Here is a 12,461-nt window from a genome sequence, read left to right on the forward strand (position 1 = left end):
TTGGTGGCGATTATCGGGGTATAACTATCGAACAACTGGATAGTTCCGGGGCCGCCCGCGCCGACGGGCGGGGGGCTGGGTCACTCGGCGATCTGCAGGTCGCGCGCACGGGTGTAGACGTAGCGGACCTTCTCGTACTCGAACGGTGAGTTCAGCTGGCCGTAACGGAAGTTGGTGGTGTAGCGCGCGTTGACCGAACGCAGCAGAAAGATCTCCGGGTGATCCTCGCTGGCTTCGGCGACGTTGAGGAAGTTGGCCTCGCTGTCGACCGCGAAGTCGAACACCCGGCCGCCGGCGTCGCGCAGGTTGGACGGGCCGAAGAACGGCAGCACCAGGTAGGGACCGTCGCCGACGCCGTAGAAGCCAAGCGTCTGGCCGAAGTCTTCGCTCTGCTTCGGCAGGCCAATGCGCGATGCCGGGTCCCACAGGCCGAACACGCCGACCGTGGTGTTGACCAGCAGCCGCCCGGTGGTCTGCAGCGAGCGCTTGCCCTTGAGCTGCAGCGCGCTGTTCACCAGGTTGGGTATGTCGCCCAGGTTGCCGAAGAAATTGCTCACGCCGCTGCGCACGAAGCGCGGCGTGACGTACATGTACCCGCGCACGACGGGCAGCAGCACCCATTCGTCGAGGCGGTAGTTGAAGTGGTACATGTGCCGGTTGAAGCGCTCCCACGGGTCGTAGATTTCCAGCGCTTCGAGGGTGGCGCGCTCGAACTCGGTCTGATCCAGGCCGGGGTTGAACTTCAGGCTGTCCAGCGGGCGGGTGAAACCGTCGCCGTCGGTGTCCGCCTGGGCGGCCATCGGCAGCAGCAGGCTGAGGGCGAGCAGCAGCGGTTTGGTGAGGCGAGCGAGTTGCACGTATGGGGTCGTCATAATGCGATCGTTCCCTGAATGGGCCGGCGCCTGGGCGCGAAGGTGAGCGTCAGCCACGGAAGAAGTCCAGCATGGCCTGGGTGTTGACCTTGTAGTTGAGGTTGCCGAGGTGGCCGCCGTACGGGTAGACGGTCAGGCGTTCGCCGAAGGTGCGGCGCAGGAAGCCAAGGTCGCCGGGGCCGAGGATCACGTCGTCGGCGTTATGCAGCACGGCGATCTTTGGGCTGTTGCGCAGGTAGTCCTCGAGCCCGTAGAGGCTCACCGCATCGACCAGCTGGGTGAAGCTGCCGCCGTTGTGCCGGGCGCGCCACATCGGGATCAACTGGTTGACCATGTAGCAATCGAAATCGCACTGCAGGGCGCGCTTGAAGAACGGCGTCAGGCTGGTGCCCTCCGTGATCGGGAAGTTCGGCGGGGTGATCAGGCCGCGACGGTTAATCAGGTCCGAGGTGAAGGCGATGTCGGCCGAGGAGAAGCGGAACACCGTACCGATCAGCATTGCCATCTGTTCATCAGTCAGGCGCTGTTTGGACTGTTGGAAGTCATAGAGCACCGCTTCGTTGAGGTCGATGTAGCCTTTCTGCTGGAAGTATCGCGAGAGCTTGCGCAGCATCAGTTCATAGAAGGTGGTGCTGCCGGTCACGCCCTTCACCTCGGTCTGCACCAGGCGGTCGAGGTTGCTCACCGAGGTGTTCAGATTGACAGGCGGGTTGATCAGCAGCACGCGCTTGAAGTTGAAGCTGCGCCGGGTTTCGTCGAGATGGCTGACGAAGGCCGCCTGCAGGCCGCCGAGACTGTAGCCGGTGAGGTAGTACTCGGTCACCGGCAGGTCGGGATGCTGGGCGCGCACCGCCTGCATGACCCGGTAGAGGTCGTCGGCATCGTCCGCGGAAATGCCCGGCGTGGCGTAGCGCGAGGCCGAGGCCATGAAGTCGTAGCTGGTCGGCGAGGACAGCTGCACGACGTGGTAGCCGGCCTGGTAATAGAGCTTCTTGAGGAAGTCCATGGTGCTGTTGGCGTAGTTCGCCCCGGTGCCGGCGATGATGAACATCAGCGGCGCCGGCTTGCTCTGCTTGGCCAGCCGGTAGTGCATCTTGGTCACCGGCCAGAAGTTCTCCGGCAGCTCGAACTCGCGCTCCGGCCTTAGCAGCAGGGCGTAGTCGGCCTGGTCGATGTCGGTGTCGAAGGGCAGGGTGGGGCGCAGCGCCGTGGGCGTGGTGGCGATGGTCGCCTCGAACGGGTTGTGCAGTGGGAAGCCGTAGGTGGCCGGATCGACATCCGCGGCCCACAGCGGCGCACTCAGTAAGCTGCCAAACAATGCGGCTAAGCGAAGAATACGTGGCATGGAAGTTCCCTTTCGGAAGAAGGCGTTCTGAGTAATCCGCAGGCTATGACAACCGCGGGACCAGCAAAGTGCCAGCAGTTCGGGAGGTGTCGTTCGCGACCGCTACAGCGGCGCGAAAATCGCCCGGCTGCGCGGCAGGGCCCTGAGCATCGTCGGCGTCCGACGCCTGACCGGATCGGTTTCCCGCCGCTACGGGGCTGACGAGGAAAGCTGAACCCATTCTACGCGCGACGCGGTCGGTAATAATTGCACCGGTGTGTGCGGTTTGCAGCGGCATGGCTGGCGGCTATTCTGTGCGCCTTTCTCGCCGGAGTCGCCCTTCATGCGCCGCAAGCCCGTGATCCTGCTGTTGATCTGCCTGTCGTTGTGGTTGGCCGCCTGTCTCGCCCTGCGCTACGGCTTCATGCAGGACAGCCGCTGGGTCGGCGCCTGCGCCGACGATCCACTGCGCTGGGAATGCCAGGTCCGTTCTGTGCTCGGGCTGACCATTCATTTCCGCATTCTGGCCTGGGCGGCGCTGGTTACCGCCGTGCTCGGCTTTCTCCTGCCGGGCGTCGCCGGTCGCCGGGTCGCCCTGCTCGGCATGCTTTTCGCGCTGCCGGCGCTGATCCTCTATACCGCCAGCCTGGCGGTTTTCGCCGTGGTGCTGTCGGCGCTGCGCCTGGTGCGCGCGCCGCGGCAGTTCGCGGCGCGCTGAAACTCGCTTCTCAGCCCGCGATCGCCCTCGGCTCCCGGCGCAGGCAGCGGTAGAGGGCGAGGGTCAGCAGCAGGCTGACGACGGCCCAGCCGATCGCCTGCTGGTTGCCCAGGGTTTCCTCGACTAGTTGTGGAATGATGCCCAGCCCGACGAACAGCGCCAGCAGCGTCAGCTCGCGGCGCGGGCCGGCGACCGGGCGGCACAGGTAGGCCACCGCCGGCAGCAACAGCGCGGCGCTGGGAAAGCTGCGGTAACGCGCATCGAAGACCAGCGCCAGCATCATCACCGCACCGGCGAAGCCCGCCGCCGCGATCCACCAGCCACCGCGCGCTTCCAGCCAGGCGAACGCTCGCCCGCGGCGCCCCAGGGCGAGCGTGGCGTGCGCCAGCACCAGTAGGTTGAGCACCACCAGCGCCGCGGCCCACAGCCATTCGCCGACGAAACGGCTGGTGACCCAGGCCAGTTCGCACCACAGCGCGATGCTGCCGGCGCCGAGCCCGGCCAGCAGCGGCAACAGCAACGCCGAACGGGTGGATGACGGGCGCCCGCCGAGGATCAGGCCGGCGGCGAAGATCGCCAGCGAGAAGCCCAGCCAGATCGGCCAGTTCGGCAGGTTGGAGACCGGTCCGGCGAGCACCGCCTTCTCCTGGCGGTCGGCGTCGAACAGGCCCCAGTAACCGCCCACCGCGCCTTCGCTGGCGCGCTTCCAGGGCTGGTCGAAGGCCTCGATCAGGTTGTAGCGCCAGCCGTTCTGCTCGGCCATGGCGACGAACCCGCGGATGAACTTGGCCTGGTTGACCAGACTCGGCACCGCGGTTTCGCGTTGGCGGCCCTCGCTGGGCCAGCCGGTTTCACCGATGAGGATGTCCTTGGGCGCGAACTTCCTGCCGAATTCCTCGCGAATCTGCGCGACGTGGCCGAGCGCATCGTCGATGCCCGCCGGCTCGTCTTCCCAGTACGGCAGCAGGTGGATGGTGAGGAAGTCCACGGCCGGCGCGACTTCCGGGTGCTGTAGCCAGAATTCCCAGACATCGGCGTAGGTCACCGGCTGGCTGACCTGGGCTTTAACCTGGCCGATCAGCTGCGCCAGACGCGCGCCGGTGACTTCCTTGCGCAGCAGCGTCTCGTTGCCGACGATCACTGCCGTGACCACGTCGGGGTTGGCCTTCGCCGCGGCGATCAGCGCGTCGACTTCCTTCTGCGTGTCTACCGGGTTGCCGTTGACCCAGGCGCCGAGCATCAGCTTGAGCCCGTGTTTGCGCGCCAGGTCCGGGATTTCCTCTAGGCCGGTCATCGAGTAGGTGCGCACGCACTCGAAGCGCTTGGCGAGCAGCGCGAGGTCGGCGTCCATGCGCTCGGGGCGCAGGATGAAGGGCTGGTCGAAGGGCGACTGGTCCTTGTCGAACGGGCTGTAGGAGGCGCATTGCAGCTTGTGCGAGGGCGTGGCCGCGTCGGGCAGCAGCACCGGCTGGCCGATGGCATACCAAAGGCCGAAAAGTGCAAAGACGGCGAGCAGGCTGGCGAACAGGTAGGGAAGAGCGGGGAAGGAGATTTTTTCCGGCATGATCGGCTGCGCCTGGGAACAAGTCGCGCATCTTACCTGCAATCCGGTGACCGATCAGCCCGGTCGGAGCGTTGCAAAATGCTTCGCGTCAGGCGGCTTGATGGGCTTTTCATCGGTACGGGCCGATGGGCGGTGCGCGGGCGTCATCCGGCTGTCATCTGCCTTTCGTAGCGTCGCGCAAAACCACAGAAGAAGAGAATTCCATGGACGATTACCAGGAAGAACTGCTCGAACGTCGCGCCGCCGAAGACGCCATGCTGGACACCAGCGAAGACGCCAGCGAGATGTGATCAGCCGACCTGGCGCTGGGCGCGGCGGAATTCGCCGGGCGTCTGCCCGCTCCAGCGCTTGAACGCACGCTGGAAGGCTTCCGCCGAGGCGAAGCCGAGCAGGTAGGCGATCTCGCCAAAGGCCAGTTCGGTGTCGCGGATGTAGGCCATCGCCAGGTCGCGGCGGGTGTCGTTGAGGATGGCGCGGAACTGCGTGCCTTCCTCGGCGAGCTTGCGTCGCAGGGTCCAGGTTGGCAGTTGCAGGCGTGCCGCGACTTCCTCCAGGTCGGGCTCGCGGCCATTGAGCAACGGGCCGATCAGCCGGCCGATGCGCTCGCTGAGGCTGCGCGTGCGGGTCTGCTGTTCCAGTTCCGCTTCGCAGATTTCCAGCAGATGACGCCAGGTGCTCGGGCAGTGCTCGGGATTACGCAGCGCCAGGATGTCGCGGCCGAGGCGCAACTGGTTGAATTCGCTGGAGAACTGCGCCGGGCTGCCGAACAGGCCGGCGTAGCGTTCCAGATACTCCGGTGGCGGGAATTCGATCTCGACGCGCTCGGCCAGCAGGTGGCGGCCGACCAGCGCGCTCAGCTGGCTCAGCCAGCCGGCCAGCACCGAGTCGACGACGAAGCGGTTGTAGGCATTGTACGGACTGATCGAATAGAAGCGCAGCCAGGCCCCGCGGGTGTCCTCGTGGAAACTCGACTGGCCGCGGTAGTTACTGGCGTAGAGCGGCTCATAGCGGATCAGCGCACGCGCCGCTTCGCGCACCGTTGGCGCCTGCGCGGCGCTGACGCCCGCCAGGCCGAGCTGTGGCAGCCGGCTCAGGCGACCCATGTCCAGGCCCAGGCCGGCCTCTCCGCTGAGGCCGATGGCGGCATGGCCCAGACGCATGAACCGCGGGATGGACAAGCGCGCACGTGGTTCGGCGAGGCGCGCGGCATCCAGGCCGTAGCTTTCCAGCAGTGCGCCGGCATCCTGGCCGCGTTCCTCCAGCGCGGCTGCCAGCCCGTGGACGAAACCGACCGAAAGGTCGCCCAGGCGCACGCGGCGGGCTTTCACTGCGGCGCGATCCACAGGTTGAGCAACTGGCTGCCCGGTGCCTGGCCGCGCTGCATTTCCAAGGGCGTCAGCTCCACCCGGCGTGGCGCGCCGCCGACCGGCCAGCTCAGCTTGCCGCGCAGGTACAGCGGCTCGCTGACCTGGTCGCCATTGGCCGTGAGCACCCGGCTTTGCGGGTAGCCGGGCTGCCAGTCGCGCTCGATCAGCAGCTCGCGCTCGCCGATGCGCAGGCGTTGCGGTGCGCGTCTGTCGTGCGGCTGCGGCCAGGCCTCGCTGTAGAGTTCGCCGAGCACCTGGCCATCCGGGCCGAAGGCCAGGCTGACGGTGCGCAGCGGGCCATCGCCGACCGTCAGCTGGCCGTTTTCCAGGTGCGGCAGCGGCAGGAGGATCGAGCCGGCGAGCAGGTTGACCCGGTATTCGCGCGCCAGCTCGGAGAACAGGTGCTGATAGTCCGCCGCCATGCGCCGGGCCTTCATCCGCAGCAGCGCCTCGTCGAGGCGTTCGGCATCCAGGTTCTGCATCAGCACCTGCACCGCCAGCAGCGGGTTGCCCAGCAGCATCCAGTCGCGCACCTCCTGGCGGTCACGCGCCTGGTACAGCTCGGTTTTCTCGCCGGCGGCGATCAACCAGGTGCCGACGTGTTCGGGCAGCGCCACCAGGGTTTGCGGGCTGAGCAGCCCGGCAGCGCGGGCGCGATCCAGCGCCGCGGCGAGTTTCAGGCGCAGGTGCGCCGGGCTCTGGTAGTCGACCGGGAACAGCTGCGGGCGGATCAGCAGCAGGTTGCCGGACGCGCCGGGCGTGCCCGCGTCGGTGCTCAGCTCGCTGCGCAGATCGGACAGGTAGTGGCTGGCCGGACGGCGCTCGGCCCAGCCGACGAAGGTCGCCAGGCCGGCGATCAGCGCACCGAGGATCGACAGCAATAGCAGCTTGCGCATGGACGCTCCATGAAGACGGACGCGCACAGGGTAGGGAGGTACGTCGCGCTTGCGCAACCCTGTGCTGCGCGCTGCGATCAATAAGTTGTCACTTTCGATCATTGAGTGGGCCCGGCGCGCTGACTATCGTCTGCCCATCGATTCCCTCCACAGATGAGGGGACATCCGTGCCACAGCCGATTTCCGGAGAAGCCATGACTACGCCTTACCCGCACCTGCTCGCGCCCCTCGACCTGGGTTTCACCACGCTGCGCAACCGCACCCTGATGGGGTCGATGCACACCGGCCTGGAGGAGAAACCGGACGGCTTCGAGCGCATGGCGGCGTACTTCGCCGAGCGCGCCCGCGGCGGCGTCGGCCTGATGGTCACCGGCGGCATAGGCCCGAACCTCGAAGGCGGCGTGTATTCCGGCGCGGCGAAGCTGACCAGCGCAGAGGAAGCGGCCAAGCACCGCATCGTCACCCAGGCGGTGCACGAGGCGGGCGGCAAGATCTGCATGCAGATCCTGCACGCCGGGCGCTATGCCTACAGCCCGAAGTCGGTGGCGCCGAGCGCGATCCAGGCACCGATCAACCCGTTCAAGCCGCACGAGCTGGACGAGGAAGGCATCGAGAAACAGATCCAGGACTTCGTCACCTGCTCCGTGCTCGCCCGGCAGGCCGAGTACGACGGCGTCGAGGTCATGGGTTCCGAGGGCTACTTCATCAACCAGTTCCTCGCCGCCCACACCAACCACCGCACCGACCGCTGGGGCGGCGCCTACGAGAACCGCATGCGCCTGCCGGTGGAAATCGTCCGCCGCGTGCGCGAGGCCGTGGGCCCGAACTTCATCATCATCTATCGCCTGTCGATGCTCGACCTGGTGGAAGGCGGCAGCACCTGGGACGAAATCGTCCTGCTGGCCAAGGCCATCGAGAAGGCCGGCGCCACCCTCATCAACACCGGTATCGGTTGGCACGAAGCGCGTATCCCCACCATTGCCACCAAGGTGCCGCGGGCCGCGTTCACCAAGGTCACCGCCAAGCTCAAGGGCGAGGTGAAGATCCCGCTGATCACCACCAACCGCATCAACACCCCGGAAGTCGCCGAACAGGTGCTGGCCGAGGGCGACGCCGACATGGTCTCCATGGCGCGTCCGTTCCTCGCCGACCCGGAATTCGTCAACAAGGCGGCCGCTGGGCGCAGCGACGAGATCAACACCTGCATCGGCTGCAACCAGGCGTGCCTGGACCACACCTTCGGCGGCAAGCTGACCACCTGCCTGGTCAACCCGCGCGCTTGCCATGAAACCGAGCTGAACTACATCCCCACCGCGCAGGTGAAGAAGATCGCCGTGGTCGGCGCCGGCCCGGCCGGGTTGTCCGCCGCCAGCGTCGCCGCCGAGCGCGGTCACCAGGTGACGCTGTTCGACTCGGCCAGCGAGATCGGTGGGCAGTTCAATGTCGCCAAGCGCGTGCCGGGTAAGGAAGAGTTCTTCGAGACCCTGCGCTACTTCAAGCGCAAGCTGGAAACCAGTGGCGTCGAGCTGCGCCTGAACACCCGTGTCGGCGTCGAGGAACTGGTCGCCGGCGGCTATGACGAGATCATCCTCGCCACAGGCATCGCGCCGCGTACCCCGGCGATTCCGGGCATCGAGCATCCTAAGGTGATCAGCTACCTGGATGCCATCCTCGGACGCAAGCCGGTCGGCCAGCGCGTCGCGGTGATCGGCGCCGGCGGCATCGGCTTCGACGTCTCCGAGTTCGTCACCCACCAGGGCCGCTCCACCAGCCTCGATCGCGATGCGTTCTGGCACGAGTGGGGCATCGACACCGCGCTGGAGGCGCGCGGTGGTATCGCCGGGATCAAGGCCGAGGTGCCGGCGCCGGCGCGCCAGGTGTTCCTCCTGCAGCGCAAGAAGACCAAGGTTGGCGACGGCCTCGGCAAGACCACCGGCTGGATCCATCGCACCGGGCTGAAGAACAAGCAGGTGCAGATGCTCAATTCGGTCGAGTACCTCAAGGTCGACGACGCCGGCCTGCATATCCGCGTCGGCGAAGCTGAGCCACAGGTGCTTGAGGTGGACACCGTCATCGTCTGCGCCGGCCAGGACCCGCTGCGCGACCTGCACGACGGCCTGCTCGACGCCGGCCAGCAGGTGCACCTGATCGGAGGCGCCGACGTGGCCGCCGAACTCGATGCCAAGCGCGCGATCAACCAGGGGTCGCGACTCGCCGCCGCCCTTTGACGCGCTCACTCGCCGCGTTCGCTCGCTGCCCGGCCGACTTGTGTGTCCGGGCAGTTCTGTTATCTGTGTCATGGAACGGGGATTATCCGCGACAATCGGTCTTGGCCGGTCGCTGGCTGCTAAGCCGGTCACAGCCTCCAGGCGGCTGCATGCCCTAGACTCGCCCAACCGCTGGGCCGGTTCTTGCTAACAGGCTCCTGCCCCGGGCGTGCCGCGTCGACCGGGCGATTGCAGAACGAGGAACCGAAACGATGCAGAACAAGCCGCAGATGGTCGAGGCCGTACTGTTTTTCGATGAGCAGGGCGTCTGCAAACAGATGCTGTTCGCCGAATTCGAGGCGGTGCTCGACGGCGTGGTCGACCTTCCCGGCTTCGCCGACCGGCAGATGCGCGCGGTCTATGTGCTGATCAATCCGCGCCTGCAGGTGCGCTCGGCGGTGTTCTTCTTCCTCGATTTCGACCCGAAAGGCGCCGCCGACCCTGGCTGGAACATTCCCCTGCGCCACCTCGCGGACCGCGCCGGACGTGGCCCGGACCTCGGTGGCGGGCCGATTCGCCTGGCCTGTCGTAGCCAGACGCCGGTGGCCTGGCTGCAACTGCACCTGTGGGAGCCGAGCATTGAGCGCGGCGACTTTCAGGCGATCCGCGAAGCTGTGCAGCGCAACAGCCTGGGCCTGCTGGTCGAGGAAGAAACGGCGTTGCCGGCGATGGCGCCGGAGCGTCTGCAGGTCGCCGCCGAAGACGCCTGGTACGCCGACCCTTCGCAGGAACTGGTGGAAAAGTTCACCGAGCAGATGGGCCTCGAGCATCGCCAGAAAATCGCCGTGCTGGTGAAGCAGCAGCGGCTGCGTCTGGCCAGCCTCGGGCAGAATCATGAAGAAGAGCTGGCGCGGGTCAAGCAGACCGCCGAGCGCCAGCACGCGCGCCTGCTCGACGAGGTCGCGGCGCTCCAGCAGGCGCTGGCCGAGCAGGAAATGGTGGTGTCGCAGTGGCAGGCGCGTTTTGCCGAGCAGGCCGAGAGTTTCCAGAAAAGCCGCGAGGAAATGACCCGCCAACTGCGCGCCATCGAGCGTAACGCGCGCATCGAGGCCGATGTGCTGCGCGCGCAGTTCGAGGCCCAGCTGGAAGAAAGGATCGCCCTAGCAGTGGCCGACTACCGCGAGCAGATCGCGGTGCGCGACGTGGAGCTGGCGTACCGCGACGAGCTGGATACCCAGTTGCAGGAGGATATCGAGCGGCTCAAGCGCGAACAGACCCGAGCGATGGTCGCCGACCGGCGCCTCGAACAACTGGCCGAGCTGGGCGTGGTGCTGGTGGTGTACCACCCCGGCGCCGGGCACCTGACCATTCCTCAGCCGGACGTGCCGCGCTACCTGGAAAACCCGCAGGCCTACGCCGCCGGAAAGTGCTTCGTCAGCGAGGCGCAGTACCGCGAATGGCTGGCGCACTACCAGCAGCCGACCTGCGACGCCGTGCTGCCTGGCGGCGAGCGCTGCGACGCGGCGCTGGAGCGGGTCGAGATTCCGGGGCGCTATGTGGCCGGGGAATCCTGCCGCTGCGATCGCCACAAGGCCAGCCAGCGGCTGCGCACCGCCGGTTGAGTTCGCCGCTCCTGCCCGCCTGGGCGCCCCAGGCCGATCTCCATCCGCTGGCGTTCGACTGGCTGCAACCGGCCGGGGTCGAACTCGCGGTGCTGCGCCTGGACCGGATCGACGCCTGGGTGTCCGGCAACAAGTGGTTCAAGCTCAAACCCCATCTGGCGCTGGCCGCCGCTGCCGGCAAGCGCGGGGTGATCAGCCTCGGCGGCGCGCATTCCAATCACCTGCATGCGCTGGCCGCCGCCGGCCGGCGCTTCGGCTTTCCCTGCGTCGGCCTGATGCGCGGCGAGCCGCAGGACACGCCGACCGCGCGCGACCTCATCGATCTCGGCATGCAAGTGCACTGGCTAGGCTACGGCGGCTATCGCGCCCGTCATCGGGCAGATTTCTGGGAACCCTGGCAGGCGCGTTATCCCGATCTGCAGCCGGTGCCCGAAGGCGGCGGCGGGTTGCCCGGCGCGCGCGGCTGCATCGAGCTGGTCGTCATGGCGCGGCGGCAACTCGCCGCGCTCGGCTGGAGTGACTACGACGGCTGGTGGCTGGCGGCCGGCACGGGGACCACGCTGGCCGGGCTGGTGCTCGGCGAGGCGGGTGAGCGCCCGGTGCACGGCGCGCTGGCGGTGCCGGACGACCACGGGGTGGCGCGGCGCATCGGCGACGTGCTCGCCGACGCTGGTCTGGACGATGGCGGCTATCGGCTGCATTCGGCCAGCCGCGGCGGTTTCGCCCGCGTCGACGCGCCGCTGCGCAGCTTCATCGCCGACAGCGAGCGCCACAGCGGCATGCCACTTGAGCCGCTGTACACCGGCAAGGCGCTGCTCGCGCTGCGCGACGCCGTCGAGGCCGGGCGGTTCGCCGCGGGCACCCGGCTGATCTTCGTTCACACCGGTGGGTTGCAGGGGCGTCGCGGCCTGTCCGGCGCCTGAGGCTCATTCGCCCAAATGCGGCCATCGATCGGCGATCAGAAACACCCGCTCGACTTCCTGCCAGGCGCCGTGGCCGTCCGCTTGCAGCCGCACCAGCAGTTGTGCGCGACTGTCTGCCGGCAACGCCGCCAGCCAGTCGCCGAACTGCGGTGGCTGCCAGCGTTCGTCGGTGGTCACCCGCGCAGGCGCCAGCCAGGCCTGGCGCGGAAGCGGTTGCCAGCTGCCGGAGCCCTGCGCGGCGGCGAACGCCGGCCAGTCGCGCCGGTGCACCCAACGCCCACGGTCGTGCGCCGGATGGGCGCCGAGCGGCGACGCGCAGCCGTCGGGCCAGGGATAGAACAGGCAGCCGCCGAGCCACAGGCGGGCGTCGGCCTGGCGCACGCCCAGCGCTTGGAGCGCGGCGAGGCCTTCGGGGCGCGCGGAAAGAGGCAGTTGGTGGCTGCTCAGGCGCTCCAGTTTCAGATCGAGACGATCACGTCCGCCCGGCCCGATCCAGTTCGCCGGATCGCCGCCGTCGCGTTCATCGGGGCCGAGGTAGAGCTTCATCGCCAGTTCCAGGTGATGCACGCCCGCGCCATCGCGCAGCAGCAGGTCGAGTTCGCCCAGCGTGCGGTTGCCTTCGCGGATCGGCAGGTTGGCGGCGATCAGTTCGATATCCGGCGCAGCGTGCAGGGCGAACTGCCAGAGCTGTTCGTAATACAGGCCGAGGCGGCGGATCGGGTGGCGTTGCAGCCAGTCGCGCAGCGTGCGGTCGTCGTCATCCAGTCGCCACAGCCAGGCCGCCAGTCGCTGCGGGTCGTCGGCCCAGGCACTGCCGGTGAGCGGATGACGCTGCGCCCAGGGCGCGTCCTCCAGCAGCGGCGCGGACAGCAGTGCCCAGGCCAGGTCGCGCACGGCGGCGGACTGGAAGCGGCGGGGCAGGTCGGCGAGCGGGGCGAAGGGCTGCATGCTGCGAGCATAGCGCAGGC

10 protein-coding genes and 1 pseudogene are annotated in these 12,461 nt (G+C 67.7%); 5 read left to right on the top strand and 6 right to left on the bottom strand.

The window, feature by feature from the left end; translation table 11 throughout:
* Nucleotides 1-80: 80 nt before the first annotated feature.
* Together QMX85_RS19880 and QMX85_RS19885 are read right to left on the bottom strand one after the other, a co-directional pair.
* Complete coding sequence (locus QMX85_RS19880) at nucleotides 81-800, bottom strand: VacJ family lipoprotein (protein WP_348775235.1); 720 nt, start codon at nucleotides 798-800, stop codon at nucleotides 81-83.
* 121 nt (nucleotides 801-921) lie between these two features.
* On the bottom strand, nucleotides 922-2,217 hold the full coding sequence (locus QMX85_RS19885) for a serine/threonine protein kinase (protein WP_282343790.1): 1,296 nt from the start codon (nucleotides 2,215-2,217) through the stop codon (nucleotides 922-924).
* A 322-nt stretch (nucleotides 2,218-2,539) separates the two neighbouring features.
* Between QMX85_RS19885 and QMX85_RS19890 the strand changes: the two genes are divergently transcribed.
* Entirely contained in the window at nucleotides 2,540-2,914 is a 375-nt protein-coding gene (locus QMX85_RS19890) for a hypothetical protein (protein WP_282343792.1), read from the top strand.
* 10 nt (nucleotides 2,915-2,924) lie between these two features.
* On the opposite strand, the gene QMX85_RS19895 is transcribed toward QMX85_RS19890, so the two are convergent.
* The gene (locus tag QMX85_RS19895; RefSeq protein WP_282343794.1) at nucleotides 2,925-4,478 is read right to left on the bottom strand and encodes a glycosyl hydrolase family 17 protein; all 1,554 of its coding nucleotides are present in this window, start codon (nucleotides 4,476-4,478) and stop codon (nucleotides 2,925-2,927) included.
* 125 nt (nucleotides 4,479-4,603) lie between these two features.
* Here QMX85_RS19895 and QMX85_RS19900 point away from each other — a divergent pair, with 125 nt between their 5' ends.
* Nucleotides 4,604-4,768: a hypothetical protein gene (locus tag QMX85_RS19900; RefSeq protein ID WP_282343796.1), complete on the top strand. Its 165-nt coding sequence runs from the start codon at nucleotides 4,604-4,606 to the stop codon at nucleotides 4,766-4,768.
* Here QMX85_RS19900 and QMX85_RS19905 read toward each other — a convergent pair.
* Both QMX85_RS19905 and QMX85_RS19910 read right to left on the bottom strand, forming a co-directional pair.
* Nucleotides 4,690-5,806 (bottom strand): annotated as a pseudogene (locus QMX85_RS19905) (AraC family transcriptional regulator). The gene QMX85_RS19900 and the pseudogene QMX85_RS19905 overlap by 79 nt on opposite strands.
* Nucleotides 5,803-6,741, bottom strand: a complete 939-nt coding sequence (locus QMX85_RS19910; protein ID WP_282343800.1) for a hydrolase — start codon at nucleotides 6,739-6,741, stop codon at nucleotides 5,803-5,805. The pseudogene QMX85_RS19905 and the gene QMX85_RS19910 overlap by 4 nt, the downstream one beginning before the upstream one ends.
* Nucleotides 6,742-6,935: 194 nt before the next feature.
* On the opposite strand from QMX85_RS19910, the gene QMX85_RS19915 reads away from it, so the two are divergent.
* The 3 genes from QMX85_RS19915 (at nucleotide 6,936) to QMX85_RS19925 (ending at nucleotide 11,493) form a co-directional block, all read left to right on the top strand.
* The gene (locus QMX85_RS19915) at nucleotides 6,936-8,969 is read left to right on the top strand and encodes an NADPH-dependent 2,4-dienoyl-CoA reductase (protein ID WP_282343802.1); all 2,034 of its coding nucleotides are present in this window, start codon (nucleotides 6,936-6,938) and stop codon (nucleotides 8,967-8,969) included.
* 251 nt (nucleotides 8,970-9,220) lie between these two features.
* A complete protein-coding gene (locus QMX85_RS19920) occupies nucleotides 9,221-10,570 on the top strand; it encodes a chromosome partitioning protein ParA (RefSeq protein WP_282343803.1) in 1,350 nt (449 codons plus the stop codon).
* Nucleotides 10,567-11,493: a 1-aminocyclopropane-1-carboxylate deaminase gene (locus tag QMX85_RS19925; RefSeq protein ID WP_282343805.1), complete on the top strand. Its 927-nt coding sequence runs from the start codon at nucleotides 10,567-10,569 to the stop codon at nucleotides 11,491-11,493. Before QMX85_RS19920 ends, QMX85_RS19925 begins: the two co-directional genes overlap by 4 nt.
* Nucleotides 11,494-11,496: 3 nt before the next feature.
* Here QMX85_RS19925 and QMX85_RS19930 read toward each other — a convergent pair whose 3' ends face one another.
* Nucleotides 11,497-12,441 (bottom strand): DUF1853 family protein, encoded by a 945-nt coding sequence (locus QMX85_RS19930; RefSeq protein ID WP_282343807.1) that lies wholly within the window; start codon nucleotides 12,439-12,441, stop codon nucleotides 11,497-11,499.
* Nucleotides 12,442-12,461: the final 20 nt, after the last annotated feature.

This window comes from Pseudomonas sp. PS02288 (genome assembly GCF_029959715.1).
Taxonomy (GTDB): domain Bacteria; phylum Pseudomonadota; class Gammaproteobacteria; order Pseudomonadales; family Pseudomonadaceae; genus Pseudomonas_O; species Pseudomonas_O kuykendallii.

What these genes read in the sequence shown, in the direction of transcription:
- QMX85_RS19880 (WP_348775235.1), bottom strand. Translation starts at nt 800, where the DNA reads ATGGCCGCCCAGGCGGACACCGACGGCGACGGTTTCACCCGCCCGCTG.
- QMX85_RS19885 (WP_282343790.1), bottom strand. Translation starts at nt 2,217, where the DNA reads ATGCCACGTATTCTTCGCTTAGCCGCATTGTTTGGCAGCTTACTGAGT.
- QMX85_RS19890 (WP_282343792.1), top strand. Translation starts at nt 2,540, where the DNA reads ATGCGCCGCAAGCCCGTGATCCTGCTGTTGATCTGCCTGTCGTTGTGG.
- QMX85_RS19895 (WP_282343794.1), bottom strand. Translation starts at nt 4,478, where the DNA reads ATGCCGGAAAAAATCTCCTTCCCCGCTCTTCCCTACCTGTTCGCCAGC.
- QMX85_RS19900 (WP_282343796.1), top strand. Translation starts at nt 4,604, where the DNA reads ATGGGCGGTGCGCGGGCGTCATCCGGCTGTCATCTGCCTTTCGTAGCG.
- QMX85_RS19910 (WP_282343800.1), bottom strand. Translation starts at nt 6,741, where the DNA reads ATGCGCAAGCTGCTATTGCTGTCGATCCTCGGTGCGCTGATCGCCGGC.
- QMX85_RS19915 (WP_282343802.1), top strand. Translation starts at nt 6,936, where the DNA reads ATGACTACGCCTTACCCGCACCTGCTCGCGCCCCTCGACCTGGGTTTC.
- QMX85_RS19920 (WP_282343803.1), top strand. Translation starts at nt 9,221, where the DNA reads ATGCAGAACAAGCCGCAGATGGTCGAGGCCGTACTGTTTTTCGATGAG.
- QMX85_RS19930 (WP_282343807.1), bottom strand. Translation starts at nt 12,441, where the DNA reads ATGCAGCCCTTCGCCCCGCTCGCCGACCTGCCCCGCCGCTTCCAGTCC.